This is a genomic window from Nesterenkonia halotolerans (assembly GCF_014874065.1).
GTDB lineage: Bacteria > Actinomycetota > Actinomycetes > Actinomycetales > Micrococcaceae > Nesterenkonia > Nesterenkonia halotolerans.
In genome coordinates, this window is record NZ_JADBEE010000001.1 from 64729 (window position 1) to 79474 (window position 14746).

Below are 14746 nucleotides of genomic sequence, written 5' to 3' on the forward strand. Positions count from 1 at the left end.
GAAGACGAAGGAGCACCCCTACGTGGCGCACCAATGGCGCGGAGTGATCCGTGAGTACGCAGAGCGACTTCCCGTCGATGACTCCACCCAGGTGATCACCCTGGGGGAGGGTGGAACCCCGCTGGTCCACGCTCCCGCGCTGTCCGAACTGGTCTCCGGCACGGTCTATCTCAAGGTCGAGGGGATGAACCCCACCGGCTCCTTCAAGGATCGCGGCATGACCATGGCGATGACCGCCGCGGTGGCCGAGGGCGCCAAAGCCGTGGTCTGCGCCTCCACCGGAAACACCTCGGCCTCTGCCGCCGCCTACGCGACCCAGGCCGGACTGACCTGCGCCGTGCTGGTGCCGGCCGGGAAGATCGCGATGGGCAAGCTGTCCCAGGCAGTGGCCCACGGTGCCGAGCTCATCCAGGTGGACGGCAACTTCGACGGCTGCCTCGACATCGCTCGCAAGCTCTCTGAGAACTACCCGGTCTTCCTGGTGAATTCGGTGAATCCCGCTCGCATCGAGGGACAGAAGACCGGTGCCTTCGAGGTCGTCGACGCGCTCGGCGACGCCCCGGACTATCACCTGCTTCCGGTGGGCAATGCCGGCAACATCACTGCCTACTGGAAGGGATACCAGGAGTACTCCCAGCCCTGGACCAACCTTCACGTCGAGGGCGGTGAGGAGCTGGCCGCGGTGGCGACCCACACCCCGATCATGTGGGGCTTCCAGGCTGAAGGTGCGGCCCCGATCGTCAACGGGCATCCCATCACCGAGCCGGAGACGGTCGCGACCGCCATTCGGATCGGCAATCCCGCCTCCTGGGAGAAGGCCGAGGCCGCTCGTGATGACTCTGCGGGTGTGATCGAAGCGGTGACCGACGAGGAGATCCTCGCGGCCCACCGCTGGCTCTCCTCCAAGGAGGGCGTCTTCGTCGAGCCGGCATCGGCCGCCGGCGTGGCCGGGCTGATCAAGAAGCACTCCGCCGGAGAGGTGCCTGCCGAGAAGACCATCGTGATCACGGTGACCGGGCACGGCCTCAAGGACCCCGACTGGGCGCTGAAGAACGCCGATGGCTCCGATGTCACGCCGACCATGGTTCCGCAGGACGTGGAGACTGTGGCTCGTCAGCTGGGGCTCTGATCCTATGGGTGGGCAGAACAGCATGGACAAGCTAGGCCAGGGACTTGCGCCGGAGCAGGCGATCGCTGAGGGGCCTGTCCGAGCGTCCGGTGCGCCGACCCCGGAGGCCGGTCTCGCCGAACCGCTGACGTCCCCGGTGACGTTTCAGCTGAGCGTGCCCGCCACCTCGGCGAACCTCGGTCCCGGCTACGACACCATGGGTCTCGCGCTGGGACTCTATGACGAGATCACCGTCCAGGCCGCGCCCCGCGCGGAAGCAGAGGCCAGCATCGAGATCTCCCTGGAGGGTGAAGGAGCCGCCACGCTTCCCCGCGATGCCTCGCATCTGGTGGTGACCCTGGTCGAGAAGATTCTGGCAGCCAAGGGCTACAGCCTGCCCGATCTGCAGGTCCGTGCGCAGAACAACATCCCGCACAGCCGAGGACTCGGATCCTCAGCCTCTGCCGTGGCCTCGGCCGTCATGACTGCCGATGCGCTGCTTCCCCAAGGACTCACCGAGGATGAGAAGCTGCAGATCGGCTCGCGCATTGAGGGCCACCCGGACAACTATGTGCCCGCCCTGCGCGGAGGGGTCGCGATCTCCTGGCAGCAGCAGCCCGACCCGGAGGACCCTGAGACGCCGGGAGCCTTCAAGACCGCTCGACTGACCCCGCACGCGCAGCTGCGCACCGTCGTCGCCGTGCCCAACTTCGAGCAGTCCACGCAGGTGGCCCGCGACCTGCTGCCCGCACAGGTGCCGCACTCCGACGCGGCGCGCAACTCAGCTCGGGCGGCCCTGCTCGTGCATGCGCTGACCACCGCTCCGGAGCTGCTCTGGGAGGCGACGGAGGACTCGCTGCATCAGGAACAACGTCGCCCGGCGTTCCCTGGCTCCATGGCTCTGGTGGATTCGTTGCGCGCTGCCGGGTTCGCAGCGGTCATCTCCGGTGCGGGCCCATCGGTCCTGGTGCTGGCGGAAGGCGATGCCCAGGCCGAGCGTGCAGCGGAGCATATCGTCGCGCGTGGAGGGCCCGACGCGCGGGGCCACGCGTTCACACCCTGGATCCTGCCCATCGCGGGGACAGGTGCTACAGTGGAATTACGTTCGCAATGACAATGTGCACCGCACACTGGACCTCCGGGACCACCATGATGGAACCAGAGGAATCATTGGAATGTTTCTTCGCGCGAGTTGCGCTTTCTTCCTGAGTGCGCCGGCTGTTGCCCTTTCCACCGAGAAGGATCCGACAGAGCCCCGCGGTGATCCCACTCCCCGCCGGGGACGCGGACCACGCAAGAAATCTCCCCAACGTTGTATGCGCGGATGAAATAGAAATAAGCCAACGGACCTCTGACGCTCCGTTGAAGACACCGCAGGACGGCGCATCCGCCGGGCCTGCCTGACGAGGGGGAAGGAACCTTCGTGACAGAAACCACCGCTGAGACCACTGCGACTCAGACCGCCGAAACGGCCGAGTCCGCTGCACCCGAGGCCAAGAGCTCCGGGCTTGCCGGTCTGAAGCTCGCCCAGCTGCAGGCGCTTGCCTCCCAGCTCGGCATCACTGGAAGCTCCCGCATGCGCAAGTCCGCCCTGGTGGAGGCCATCTCCTCGCATCAGCGCGGCGGCGCCGTCGCCGAACGGGACAAGAAGCAGGACCAGGCGGCCGCCGAAGGCCGCGACACCCAGTCCGCCGACAACGGGCAGACCGAGGGGAAGGCCGCAGCCGAAGAGCCAGCCGCCCCGAAGCGCAACCGTCGCCGCGCCAAGGCTGATGCCGCACCGCAGGAGGCCCAGCAGGCCGAAACGACGCAGAACGACGCCGGCGCCGAGAATGCGCAGAACACCAGCACCGAGAACGGCCGTTCGGATCAGGCCCCCGCCGAGGGCCGCAGTGCGGACCAGCAGGGTGCGCAGAACAGCGGCTCCGACGACTCGGGCGAGGGTCAGCCCCGCGGACGCAATCGCAACCGCCGCAATCGCAACCGTGACGACAATGGTGCCCAGCAGCAGAACGGCCAGGAGTCCAGCCCCGCGCAGTCCAGCGGCGCGGACCAGGACAACGACGGCGAAGGCCGGGGTCGCCGCAATCGCGACAACAACCGCAATGACGGCACTCGCGAGAACAACGGTGACAACCGCAACGACGGCGGTGGTCGCAACAGCAGCCGCAACGATGGCGGTCGTGACAACAACCGCGACAACAACCGCAACGACGGCGGTCGCGACAACAACCGCAACGACGGTGGCCGCGATGAAGAGCGCCGCAACCGCCGCAACCGGAACCGGAACGATCGCAATGACCGCAACGATCGTAACGACCGCAATGATCGCGGCGACCGCAACAACCGCCGCCGCGGACGCGATCCCGAGGTGGATGACACCGAGGTCACCGAGGATGACGTCCTGGTGCCCGTGGCAGGCATCCTGGATGTGCTCGACAACTATGCGTTCGTGCGCACCTCGGGCTACCTCTCCGGTCCCAACGACGTCTACGTCTCGCTCGCCCAGGTCAAGCGGCACAACCTGCGTAAGGGCGACGCCGTCCACGGCCACATCCGCGCACCCCGCGAAGGCGAGAACCCCAATAAGCGGGCCAAGTTCAATGCGCTGGTGAAGCTGGATGCCGTCAACGGGCGTCCCGCCGAGTCCAACACCGACCGGGTCGAGTTCAGCAAGCTGGTTCCGCTCTACCCGCAGGACCGGCTGCGCCTGGAAGGCGACCCGAAGAACATCGCGCCCCGCGTGATCGACCTCGTCTCGCCGATCGGCAAGGGTCAGCGCGGGCTCATCGTCTCCCCGCCCAAAGCAGGCAAGACGATCATCCTGCAGGCCCTGGCCAGCTCGATCAAGATCAACAATCCTGAGGTCCACCTCATGATGGTCCTGGTCGACGAGCGCCCCGAGGAGGTCACCGACATGCAGCGCACGGTCGACGGCGAGGTCATCGCCTCGACCTTCGACCGCCCTGCCGAGGACCACACCACGGTCGCCGAACTGGCGATCGAACGCGCGAAGCGTCTCGTGGAGCTGGGCAAGGACGTCGTCGTGCTGCTGGACTCCATGACGCGACTCGGACGTGCGTACAACACCGCCGCCCCGGCCTCGGGTCGCATCCTCTCCGGAGGCGTCGACGCCAATGCGCTCTACCCGCCGAAGCGATTCTTCGGTGCTGCGCGCAACATCGAGAACGGCGGCTCGCTGACCATCCTTGCCACCGCACTGGTGGAGACCGGGTCCAAGATGGACGAGGTCATCTTCGAGGAGTTCAAGGGCACCGGCAACATGGAGCTGCGTCTGTCCCGCCGCCTGGCGGACAAGCGGATCTTCCCCGCCGTCAACGTCAACGAGTCCTCCACTCGTCGCGAGGAGAACCTGCTCTCGCCCGATGAGGTCAAGATCATGTGGAAGCTGCGACGTGTCCTGTCCGGACTCGAGCAGGAGCAGGGTCTCGAGCTGCTGATCAACAAGCTCAAGGAGACCCAGTCCAATGCGGAGTTCCTGATGCTTGCCTCCAAGACCACGCTCGGAGACAAAGGCAACTAGCCGCTTCAACAGCGCAAGCCCGGGGTGAGCATCAGCTCGCCCCGGGCTTTGCCTGTACCACCCCGGTCCGCACGCGCCCCGCATGATCGGGGAGTCACGGAAACAGAGAGAACCCGCCCATGAGCGCAGAGATCAAAGCCCGGATGTTCGACTCCGTCTCGACGCTGCTCGCCGAGCATGCCGAGCTCCAGGAGCAGCTTGCCGACCCCGAGGTCCACGCCGACCAGTCCCTGGCGCGCCGCCTGGGACGCCGCTACGCCCAGCTCAACGGCGTCGCGGAGGCGCACAAGAACTGGAAGCGGATCAGCGAGGACCTCGCCACCACCCAGGAACTCGCCCAGGAGGACGCAGAGTTCGCCGCTGAGATCCCGGCGCTGACCGAGCAGCTCGACGCCGCTGCCGCCAAGCTGCTGCGCATGCTCATTCCTCGCGATGAGAACGATGTGCGCAACGTGATCATCGAGGTCAAGGGCGGTGCTGGCGGGGACGAGGCGGCACTCTTCGCCGGAGACCTGCTGCGCATGTACACCCGGTACGCCGAGTCCAAGGGCTGGAAGACCGAGATCCTCTCGGCCACCGCCTCCGACGCCGGCGGCTATAAGGACGTGCAGATGGCGATCAAGTCCTCCACCAATGATCCGGCCCTCGGCGTCTACGCCCACCTGAAGTTCGAAGGCGGCGTGCACCGTGTCCAGCGCGTGCCTGAGACGGAATCGCAGGGACGCATCCACACCTCCGCGGCCGGCGTGCTTGTCCTTCCCGAGGTCGATGAGCCGGAGGAGGTCGAGCTCAGCCAGAATGATCTCAAGATCGACGTCTACCGCTCCTCCGGCCCCGGCGGACAGTCGGTCAACACCACCGACTCCGCCGTGCGCATCACCCACCTGCCCACCGGGATCGTGGTGGCCATGCAGAACGAGAAGTCCCAGCTGCAGAACAAGGACGCCGCGATGCGTGTGCTGCGCTCCCGGATCCTTGCGCACCAGCAGGAACAGATCGACGCCGACAACGCCCAGGTGCGCAAGTCCCAGGTCCGCACCATGGATCGGTCCGAGCGCATCCGCACCTATAACTATCCGGAGAACCGGATCGCGGATCACCGCAGCGGGTACAAGGCCTACAACCTGGACACCGTGATCAACGGAGACCTCGAGGCCGTGATCCAGTCCTGCGTGCAGCTCGATGAGCAGGAGCGGCTCGCGGCGCTGAACGACACCGAGAGCTGACGGCATGGTCCAGCACGAGGCAGAGGTGGAACACGACTCAGAGGTGGAGCACCGGGCGGGCGTTGAACAGGGCGCCGGCGTCGGACACAGTGCCGACGTGCTCCTGCGCGACGCGGTCCAGCGGCTCAGCGCAGCAGGAGTGCCCAGCCCGCGGGTGGACGCCGAGGTGCTGGCTGCCCATGTGCTGGACGTCTCCCGCGGTCGGCTCGCGGCGATGGCGATCGCCGGCAGCACTCTGACTGCGGCGCAGACCGAGCGCTTCACCGAGCTGGTGGGGGAGAGGGCCGACCGCGTGCCGCTGCAGCACCTGACCGGAGCGGCGCCGTTCAGGCACCTCCAGCTTCGGGTGGGACCCGGGGTGTTCATTCCGCGCCCCGAGACGGAGCAGGTGGCCCAGGCTGCGCTCGAGAAGCTGGCCTCCATGGCGCAGAATCGCCCCGCCGATTGGACGCCGCGGGTGGTGGATCTCGGAACCGGATCTGGAGCACTGGCCGCTGCCATCGCCACAGAGCATCCGCAGGCGGAGGTCCATGCGGTGGAGCTCTCCGCGTCGGCAGTGGCCTGGGCCGAGCTGAACCTTGCCCCGCTCGGGGTGACGCTGCACCAGCGCGACCTTCGCGAGGTGCCCCCGGAGTGGGAGGCGAGCTTCGACGTCGTCGTCTCCAATCCTCCCTATATCCCCGAAGGGATGGTCCCGCGCGAGGAGGAGGTCCGGGTCCACGACCCCGAGTTGGCGCTCTATGGCGGGGGAGCAGACGGCCTGGCCATGCCCTTCGCGGTGATCGAGACCGCCAAGCGGCTGCTGGTCCCGGGGGGATGGTTCATCCTGGAACATGCCGAGGTCCAGGCTCCGGCACTGGCGGCGCACTGCCGCGCCGACGCGGCGCTGAGCGCGGTGGCCACGCATCAGGACCTCACCGGACGTGACCGAGCCACAAGCGCCACCCTTGACGAAGAACCCGCATCGCACATGAAAGAATGTCCCGCGTGAGCCGAACACTCGACTGCATGGACCCAGACTCCCGCGCTGACGGGATCGCCCAGGCCCAGGACGCACTCTCGCGCGGAGAGGTCGTCGTCCTGCCCACCGACACCGTCTACGGCATCGGTGCCGATGCCTTCTCTCCGCAGGCTGTCGCCGTGCTGCTCGCCGCCAAGGGTCGCAGCCGCGCCATGCCCCCGCCGGTGCTGATCGGCCGAGCAGAGGTCATGGATGCCCTGGCGGTCGACGTCCCCGAGGCGGCGCGTGCACTCGCTGAGGCCTTCTGGCCCGGCGCGATGACCCTGATCCTGGAAGCGCAGCCCTCGCTGCACTGGGACCTGGGGGAGACCTACGGAACAGTGGCGCTGCGCATGCCCGCCGATGAGCTGGCGCTGGATCTCCTCAACGCCACCGGCCCGCTCGCGGTCTCCTCCGCGAACCGGACCGGCATGGACGCCGCCACCTCCGTCGAGGAGGCCCAGCAGATGCTCGCGGAGTCCGTCTCGGTCTACCTCGATGCCGGGGCCCGAAGCTCCAGCGCAGCCTCGACGATCATCGACGCCACAGTGACGCCTCCCCGAGTGGTGCGCCAGGGCGCACTGCCGCTGGCGGAGATCCAGGCCATCGAGCCCACTGTGCGCGGACTCGAAGATGCCCCTGACGCAGAGGCCTCCGACTCTCCCTCATGATCTATTTCCTCGCTGTCCTGGCCGTGTCGATGGTGGTGACGTATCTGCTGACGCCGCTGGTCCGCACGATCGCGCTGAAGCTGGGCATCTACACCCAGATCCGGGACCGCGACGTGCACAGCCAGATCAAGCCGCGCTGGGGCGGGGTGGCGATGTTCGTCGGCATGATCGTGGGGCTCGCGGCGGCCTCCACGATCCCGTACCTGGAGGGGATCTTCGCCGATCTCACTCCGGTGCGCGGCGTCTTCGCCGCGATGGTGCTGATCCTTCTCGTCGGGATGGCCGACGATGCCTGGGACATCCCCTGGATGGTCAAACTCGCAGGACAGGTGGGATCCGCCGTCATCCTGGTAGTCCATGGCATCACGCTGGAGGTGATGCCGGTGGGCTGGCTGGGCGTGGGCGGCCCCTGGGTGCAGGCCTTCCTGACAGTCTTCGTGGTGGTGCTCACGATCAACGCCTTCAACTTCATCGACGGGCTCGACGGACTGGCCTCCGGCGTCGCGGCGCTCGGCGCGGCCGCCTTCTTCATCTACAGCTACCTGCTCACGCTCTCGATCAACGCCTTCGACGCCTCGAACCTGGTCACCCTGCTGATGGCGGTGCTGCTGGGTTCCTGTCTCGGCTTCCTGCCGCACAACTTCTACCCCTCGCGGATCATCATGGGGGACACCGGGGCGATGCTGCTGGGTCTGGTGATGGCGGCCGGCGCCCTCGCGGTGACCGCCGACGTCGGACAGCTGACCGAAGGCTTCAGATTCCGCAACATCCCGGCGTACATGCCGATCCTGCTGCCACTGGCCGTCACGCTGCTGCCGCTGCTGGACCTGGCCCTTGCCGTGGCCCGCCGCACCGCGCGAGGCGCCTCACCTTTCAGCCCCGACCGCGGTCACCTGCACCACAAGCTGGTCGACGGCGGATACTCACATCCGCAGGCGGTGCTGCTGCTCCACTTCTGGTCCGCCCTGTTCGCCTTCGGCGCGGTCTCCCTGTACTTCGTCGAATGGTGGATCGTCACTCTGCTGATGATCCTCAGCCTCGGCGCGGCCGTCGTGTTCACCCTGGGTCCCTGGCTGCGCCGACGAGCCCGCCGGGTGAACCGAGCCGCCGCGGAACAGGCGCTGCGCGAGCGCCGGCTTCGACAGCGTCGCGGAGAGCCAGCGCACTCTCCCTACCAGCCGCCCCACGAACCAGGCCCCGCTGCGGCCGAGGAAGGACAGCTGTGAGCCAGCCTTTCGCGACATCGGAGCCGGTCGAACGCTTCACCGGATGGCGGCGGGTGCTGCTCGTGGCCTGCGCGGCAGGTCTGCTCGCCACCGCACTGGCCGCGGGGCTCGGCTGGGTGCTGGACGGCCCCGCAGCGGCCGGAAGTGCGGCAGGAGGCGGGATCGCCGTCGTGCTGCTCTCCGCGCTCACGCTGCTCATCGTGGACCTCGCGGAGCGTCACGCCCCGGGTCTGACGATCATCGCGTTCATGCTGGGCTTCGTGGTCAAGCTGGTGCTGCTCGGCATCGTGCTGAGCACGGTGCAGGCCCCTGACTGGGTCAGTGCCGCATGGGCCGGGCTCACTGCCCTCGCGGTCGTGGTGGTCTGGCAGACGGCGGAGCTGATGGCCTTCCGCAGGATGCGGTTCACCGTGACGCCGCACCCGTGACCACTCAACGCTGACGCCCCATGTCGGTGGCGGCTCGGCCGGCGCCGGCGTGCCAGAAGTTCTACGCGATGTAGTAGACTGGGTGCAGAAATCGGCCATGCTCTGGATCACACAATGTGTTTGGTAGGCTTGCCGAGGGTCGCGTCAGGCTGACGAGCATCACTCCACTCGCCGCCGCACCAATTGCTCATCCTTGTCAGGATCGAAAGACACCGCAGAGAGGACCAGCGTTGCAGTCGCTTGCGCTCATGGCCACCAATGAAGGTGGATTCACGCCGCCCACGATCAGTGAGACCCACCTCCCAGAGATCTTCCCGTGGATGGCCGAATGGGGGACAGGCTTCGGCAAGAACATGCTGATGGCGATCCTTTCAGTGATCATCATCTACCTGTTCTTCATGTGGGCCATCCGGAAGCGATCACTGGTCCCATCACGATTGCAGTGGGCCGCAGAGTCCGGCTACGGATTCGTCCGCAACACCATCGCGAAGGACATCCTCGGCGAGAAGCATTTCGCCAAATGGGTGCCCTTCCTCTTTGCGATCTTCTTCTTCGTGCTGGTCAACAACCTCTTCGGCGCCATCCCGCTGCTGCAGATGCCCACGTTCTCCCACGCCGGACCTGCCTATCTGATGGCAGCCATCGTGTACTTCACCTGGATCGGTGTCGGCGTGCAGAAGTACGGGCCCCGCTACTTCAAGCTGGCGGTCGTGCCGGCCGGCGTCCCCAAGGCGGTGCTGCCGCTGCTGATCCCGCTGGAGATCATCTCGAACTTCATCGTCCGTCCGGTGACCCACTCGCTGCGACTCATGGCCGTGATGCTTGCCGGTCACATGATCGTGATGCTCGCCGGTTCCGGCGCTGAGTTCCTCATCGGCCAGCAGGAGTCGCTGCTGATGAACGCCACCGGCGTCCTGGTCCTGATCGGCTTCATCGCGCTGTACTTCCTCGAGCTGCTCATGATGGTGCTGCAGGCCTTCGTCTTCGCACTGCTGACGGCGATCTATCTGCAGGGCGCCATCGAAGCGGACGCCCACTAGCCTCAAGATTTTCAGGGCACCACGCCCATGAGAAAAAACCTCCATGCCCGGCTCGACCGGGGGTGGGGATGCACCCAAGAATCTGTCGGTGTACCTGCCGGCATCCTTATCAGAAAGAGAGCACAAGGACATGGATGGTTCCCTTAACCTGATCGGCTACGGCCTGGCATCCATCGGTTCCGCCATCGGTGTGGGTCTGATCTTCTCGGCCTACATCAACGGTGTTGCCCGCCAGCCCGAGGCACAGCGCATCCTGCAGCCCATCGCACTGCTCGGCTTCGCACTGGCCGAGGCACTTGCGATTCTGGCTCTGGTCTTCGCCTTCGTCCTCTAGAGGTCGCAACATGATGCCGTGGACGTTGGCGCAGGAGCGCAGAACCACGGTCATAGGACCGTCAGACTATGGAAATGGGTGAACGCATGATCAGGGCACAATTGCTCCAGGCCGCGGCCGAGGACGCAAACCCCCTTGTTCCCAATCCCTGGGAGATTCTCGCCAGCGCAGTCGGCTTCGCCGCGCTGCTCTTCGTCGTGGTGAAGTTCATCGCCCCGGCGTTCGAGAAGGCTTACCAGGACCGCAGACAGGCCATCGAAGGTGGCCTGCACGAAGCTGAGAAGGCTCAGGCTGAGGCCGAGGCCATGAAGGCTGAGTACGAGAAGAACCTGAGCGAGGCACGCGCCGAGGCGAGCCGTCTCCGCGAGGAGGCTCGCGCCGAGGGCGCCGAGATCGTTGCCGAGCACAAGGAGAAGGCGGCCGCCGAGGCGGCTCGCATCACCGAGCAGGCTCAGCAGCACATCGCCGCCGAGCGTGCTTCGGCTGCGCACTCCCTGCAGGCAGAGGTGGGCGCACTGGCCACCCAGCTTGCGAGCCGGATCGTCGGGGAAGCACTCGAGGACGACACCCGCTCCCAGCGAGTGGTGGACCGCTTCTTGGCCGATCTCGACGCTGATCAGTCAGCACAGGCTGGCCAGACAGGGGCGACGCAGTAATGGCAGCGGTGACCACCGAATCCCTCGCAACGGTGCAGCGCGAGCTCGCACCGGTGATCTCGCAGGCTGATCTTGAGGTTGCCGAAGAGCTCTTCGCCGCGCTGGACGTGCTCGACTCCTCGGCGGGGCTGCGTCGCAGCCTCACCGATCCGTCGCGCGAGCCGGTAGCCCGGGCAGCGATGGTCAAGAGCCTCTTCGGCGGCAAGGTCAGCTCCGCCACCGCGTCGATCCTGGAGGCTCTGGTCTCACGACGCTGGAGCCGTGAGCGCGACCTGGGTGACGCCGTGGAGATCATGGCGGTCATCGTGGTGACGCGACAGGCCGAGCGTGAAGGCCTGAAGGGACTCGAGAACCTCGAGACGACCTTGCTGGACTTCCGACGGACCGTCGCGTCCTCGCATGAGGTGCAGCGGGCTCTGACGGACGCGCAGGCGCGCCCCGAGGCCAAGAAGCAGCTCGCCGATCGTCTCTCGCCCGGCGTGAGCTCCGAAGCGCGGCTGCTGATCGACCGCGCCGTCACGAAGCCGCGGGGACTGCGTCCCACGCAGCTTCTGGAGCGCTTCTCGGAGCAGATCGCAGAGCGTCAGCAGCGTTGGATCGCACAGGTCACCGTCGCCAAAGAGCTGGACTCGGCCTATGTGGAGCGACTCGGGGCCAGCCTCGACCGCTACTTCGGCCGAGAGCTGCAACTCGACGTCGTCGTCGACCCAGCAGTGGTCGGTGGCATTCGTGTACAGGTCGGTGATGAGGTGGTCGACAGCACTGTCGCCACCAAGCTCAATGAACTGCACCGGAAGCTGGCCAGCTAGTCTTCTAGAAGACATAGCTCATATACACGTGAATCTTTGAACCACCCGGCCGCACACTGCGGCCATGACTGAGGAGAGCAGGGACTGCAGATGGCCGACTTGACCATCAACGCCGACGACGTCCGCAACGCCTTGAACGAGTTCGCAGCGTCCTACGATCCCGGCAGCGCAGAGCGCGTCGAGGTCGGACGTGTGATCTCCGCGGCTGACGGCATCGCTCGAGTCGAGGGACTTCCCTCGACCATGGCAAACGAACTTCTTCGCTTCGAAGACGGCACCCTGGGCCTGGCCCAGAACCTCGACACCCGCGAGATCGGCGTCGTGATCCTCGGTGAGTTCTCCGGCATCGAGGAGGGCCAGGAGGTCACTCGCACCGGCGAGGTCCTCTCGGTCCCGGTGGGTGACGAATTCCTGGGTCGCGTGGTCGACCCGCTGGGCAAGCCCATCGATGACAAGGGCGAGATCACCCCGGAGGGTCGCCGTCCGATGGAGCTGCAGGCGCCCTCGGTGGTGCAGCGCAAGTCTGTGCACGAGCCGCTGCAGACCGGCATCAAGGCGATCGACGCCATGATCCCGATCGGCCGTGGTCAGCGCCAGCTGATCATCGGTGACCGGCAGACCGGCAAGACCGCCATCGCGATCGACGCCATCCTGAACCAGAAGGCCAACTGGGAGTCCGGCGACGTCAATAAGCAGGTGCGCTGCGTCTACGTGGCTGTGGGCCAGAAGGCCTCCACCATCGCAGCCGTGCGGCAGACTCTCGAGGAGCGCGGCGCGCTGGAGTACACCACCATCGTGGCGTCCCCAGCTTCTGACCCCGCAGGCTATAAGTACCTTGCACCGTTCGCAGGGTCGGCCATCGGCCAGCACTGGATGTACGGCGGCAAGCACGTGCTCATCGTGTTCGATGATCTCTCCAAGCAGGCTGAGGCCTACCGTGCAGTGTCACTGCTGCTGCGTCGTCCGCCAGGGCGCGAGGCGTTCCCCGGCGACGTGTTCTACCTCCACTCCCGCCTGCTGGAGCGTTGTGCCAAGCTCTCCGATGAACTCGGCGCGGGTTCGATGACCGGTCTTCCGCTCATCGAGACCAAGGCCAATGACGTCTCGGCCTACATCCCGACCAACGTCATCTCCATCACCGACGGCCAGATCTTCCTGCAGTCGGATCTCTTCAACGCCAACCAGCGTCCCGCCGTCGACGTGGGCATCTCGGTGTCCCGCGTGGGTGGTGCGGCGCAGGTCAAGGCCATGAAGAAGGTCTCCGGCACGCTGAAGCTGGACCTGGCGCAGTACCGCGACATGCAGGCCTTCGCGATGTTCGCCTCGGACCTGGATCCCGCCACGCGCCAGCAGCTGGTGCGCGGTGAGCGCCAGACCGAGTTGCTCAAGCAGGCTCAGTACACGCCATACCCGGTGGAGGACCAGGTCGCTTCGATCTGGACCGGCGCCCAGGGCCACCTGGACGATGTCGAGACCGCGGACATTAAGCGCTTCGAGACCGACTGGCTGGACTACCTGCGTCGCAAGACCAACGTGCTGACCAACATCGCCTCCTCCGGCAAGCTCGAGGACGACACGGTGAGTGCACTCAAGGAAGCCATGGTCGCGTTCAAGAAGGAGTTCCACGCCGAGGGTTCGGAGTCCCTCGTGGGCAACGAGCAGACCGAAGCGATGTCCGCCGACGAGATCAGCCAGGAAGAGATTCCCGCCAAGAGCTGAGCCACCGCTCAGCCCTGCAGAATCACCGACTGGAAGACATCAGGGAAGGACAAGCATGGGAGCCCAGATCCGGGTCTACCGCCAGAAGATCGCATCGACCTCGTCGATGAAGAAGATCTTCAAGGCGATGGAGCTGATCGCGACGTCGCGCATCGGCAAGGCACGCAGCCGTGCGCGTGCGGCCTTGCCATACGCAGAAGCCATCACTCGTGCGGTCTCCGCCGTGGCCTCGCAGAACGACATCGATCACGTGCTGACCACAAAGGTGGACAACCCCACCCGCGCGGCAGTGCTGATCCTCACCAGCGACCGCGGTCTTGCCGGCGCCTACTCCACCAATGTGCTCAAGCAGGGCGAGGCCCTGACGAAGCGGCTGCGTGAAGACGGCAAGGAAGTCCGCCCCTACCTCTATGGACGCAAGGCGCAGGCGTTCTACGACTTCCGCGAGCGGGAGTACGACCAGGTATGGACGGGTAACACGGACGCTCCCGAGGTGGAACGTGCTCAGGAGATCGGTCGCACCTTGGTGGACCGCTTCCTGCAGCCCACCGAGGAGGGCGGCGTGGACGAGCTGTACCTCGTCTACACCGAGTTCCAGTCCATGGTGAAGCAGGAGCCTGTGGCGCGACGTCTGCTGCCGCTGGCCTTCGTGGAGAGCGACGCCGAGGGTGAGCACGAGCCGAACCCGCTCTACGACTTCGAGCCGAACGCCGAGGAGGTGCTCGATGCGCTGCTTCCGCGGTACATCGAGTCCAAGATCTTCGCGGCGATGCTGGAAGCCTCGGCCTCCGAGCTCGCGGCACGCCAGCGGGCGATGAAGTCGGCTGCGGACAACGCAGACGATCTCATCAAGAAGTACACCCTGCTGCGCAACAACGCTCGCCAGGCAGAGATCACCCAGGAGCTCAGCGAGCTCATCGCGGGTGCCGACGCCTTGGCCGCGAGCTAGCCCACGGGGTACTCCCGCAGGCCTATAGACGTTTTG

14 protein-coding genes are annotated in these 14746 nt (G+C 66.2%); all 14 read left to right on the forward strand.

What is annotated here, in order from left to right:
* Positions 1-22 precede the first annotated feature (22 nt).
* The 14 genes from thrC to H4W26_RS00385 all read left to right on the forward strand — a co-directional run bounded on the left by thrC (position 23) and on the right by H4W26_RS00385 (position 14710).
* Positions 23-1129, forward strand: coding sequence for a threonine synthase (gene thrC, locus H4W26_RS00320; protein ID WP_192590219.1), 1107 nt, complete (start codon positions 23-25; stop codon positions 1127-1129).
* Between the two features lie 22 nt (positions 1130-1151).
* Complete coding sequence (gene thrB, locus H4W26_RS00325; RefSeq protein ID WP_192590220.1) at positions 1152-2222, forward strand: homoserine kinase; 1071 nt, start codon at positions 1152-1154, stop codon at positions 2220-2222.
* 309 nt (positions 2223-2531) lie between these two features.
* Complete coding sequence (gene rho / locus H4W26_RS00330) at positions 2532-4652, forward strand: transcription termination factor Rho (protein ID WP_192590221.1); 2121 nt, start codon at positions 2532-2534, stop codon at positions 4650-4652.
* A gap of 143 nt (positions 4653-4795) precedes the next feature.
* Positions 4796-5878: a peptide chain release factor 1 gene (prfA, locus tag H4W26_RS00335; protein WP_192591922.1), complete on the forward strand. Its 1083-nt coding sequence runs from the start codon at positions 4796-4798 to the stop codon at positions 5876-5878.
* Positions 5879-5882: 4 nt separating this feature from the next.
* Positions 5883-6869 carry a peptide chain release factor N(5)-glutamine methyltransferase gene (gene prmC / locus H4W26_RS00340; RefSeq protein ID WP_192590222.1) on the forward strand — a complete coding sequence of 329 codons (987 nt, stop codon included), beginning with the start codon at positions 5883-5885 and terminating at the stop codon, positions 6867-6869.
* Positions 6857-7549, forward strand: a complete 693-nt coding sequence (locus H4W26_RS00345; protein ID WP_192590223.1) for an L-threonylcarbamoyladenylate synthase — start codon at positions 6857-6859, stop codon at positions 7547-7549. The genes prmC and H4W26_RS00345 overlap by 13 nt, the downstream gene beginning before the upstream one ends.
* The gene (locus tag H4W26_RS00350; protein WP_192590224.1) at positions 7546-8775 is read left to right on the forward strand and encodes an MraY family glycosyltransferase; all 1230 of its coding nucleotides are present in this window, start codon (positions 7546-7548) and stop codon (positions 8773-8775) included. Before H4W26_RS00345 ends, H4W26_RS00350 begins: the two co-directional genes overlap by 4 nt.
* Positions 8772-9203, forward strand: a complete 432-nt coding sequence (locus H4W26_RS00355; RefSeq protein ID WP_192590225.1) for a hypothetical protein — start codon at positions 8772-8774, stop codon at positions 9201-9203. Before H4W26_RS00350 ends, H4W26_RS00355 begins: the two co-directional genes overlap by 4 nt.
* 248 nt (positions 9204-9451) lie before the next feature.
* Complete coding sequence (gene atpB / locus H4W26_RS00360) at positions 9452-10243, forward strand: F0F1 ATP synthase subunit A (protein WP_378626048.1); 792 nt, start codon at positions 9452-9454, stop codon at positions 10241-10243.
* Between the two features lie 130 nt (positions 10244-10373).
* Positions 10374-10577, forward strand: coding sequence for an ATP synthase F0 subunit C (gene atpE, locus H4W26_RS00365; RefSeq protein ID WP_192590227.1), 204 nt, complete (start codon positions 10374-10376; stop codon positions 10575-10577).
* 86 nt (positions 10578-10663) lie between these two features.
* Positions 10664-11233 (forward strand): F0F1 ATP synthase subunit B, encoded by a 570-nt coding sequence (locus H4W26_RS00370; RefSeq protein WP_192591923.1) that lies wholly within the window; start codon positions 10664-10666, stop codon positions 11231-11233.
* Positions 11233-12042, forward strand: a complete 810-nt coding sequence (locus H4W26_RS00375; RefSeq protein WP_192590228.1) for a F0F1 ATP synthase subunit delta — start codon at positions 11233-11235, stop codon at positions 12040-12042. Before H4W26_RS00370 ends, H4W26_RS00375 begins: the two co-directional genes overlap by 1 nt.
* A 90-nt stretch (positions 12043-12132) precedes the next feature.
* The gene (gene atpA, locus H4W26_RS00380) at positions 12133-13761 is read left to right on the forward strand and encodes a F0F1 ATP synthase subunit alpha (RefSeq protein ID WP_192590229.1); all 1629 of its coding nucleotides are present in this window, start codon (positions 12133-12135) and stop codon (positions 13759-13761) included.
* A 55-nt stretch (positions 13762-13816) separates the two neighbouring features.
* Positions 13817-14710, forward strand: coding sequence for a F0F1 ATP synthase subunit gamma (locus H4W26_RS00385; RefSeq protein WP_192590230.1), 894 nt, complete (start codon positions 13817-13819; stop codon positions 14708-14710).
* Positions 14711-14746: the final 36 nt, after the last annotated feature.

What these genes read in the sequence shown, in the direction of transcription:
- H4W26_RS00370 (WP_192591923.1), top strand. Translation starts at nt 10,664, where the DNA reads ATGATCAGGGCACAATTGCTCCAGGCCGCGGCCGAGGACGCAAACCCC.
- H4W26_RS00350 (WP_192590224.1), top strand. Translation starts at nt 7,546, where the DNA reads ATGATCTATTTCCTCGCTGTCCTGGCCGTGTCGATGGTGGTGACGTAT.
- H4W26_RS00385 (WP_192590230.1), top strand. Translation starts at nt 13,817, where the DNA reads ATGGGAGCCCAGATCCGGGTCTACCGCCAGAAGATCGCATCGACCTCG.
- thrB (WP_192590220.1), top strand. Translation starts at nt 1,152, where the DNA reads ATGGACAAGCTAGGCCAGGGACTTGCGCCGGAGCAGGCGATCGCTGAG.
- H4W26_RS00345 (WP_192590223.1), top strand. Translation starts at nt 6,857, where the DNA reads ATGTCCCGCGTGAGCCGAACACTCGACTGCATGGACCCAGACTCCCGC.
- prfA (WP_192591922.1), top strand. Translation starts at nt 4,796, where the DNA reads ATGTTCGACTCCGTCTCGACGCTGCTCGCCGAGCATGCCGAGCTCCAG.
- H4W26_RS00375 (WP_192590228.1), top strand. Translation starts at nt 11,233, where the DNA reads ATGGCAGCGGTGACCACCGAATCCCTCGCAACGGTGCAGCGCGAGCTC.
- atpB (WP_378626048.1), top strand. Translation starts at nt 9,452, where the DNA reads ATGGCCACCAATGAAGGTGGATTCACGCCGCCCACGATCAGTGAGACC.
- prmC (WP_192590222.1), top strand. Translation starts at nt 5,883, where the DNA reads ATGGTCCAGCACGAGGCAGAGGTGGAACACGACTCAGAGGTGGAGCAC.
- atpE (WP_192590227.1), top strand. Translation starts at nt 10,374, where the DNA reads ATGGATGGTTCCCTTAACCTGATCGGCTACGGCCTGGCATCCATCGGT.
- atpA (WP_192590229.1), top strand. Translation starts at nt 12,133, where the DNA reads ATGGCCGACTTGACCATCAACGCCGACGACGTCCGCAACGCCTTGAAC.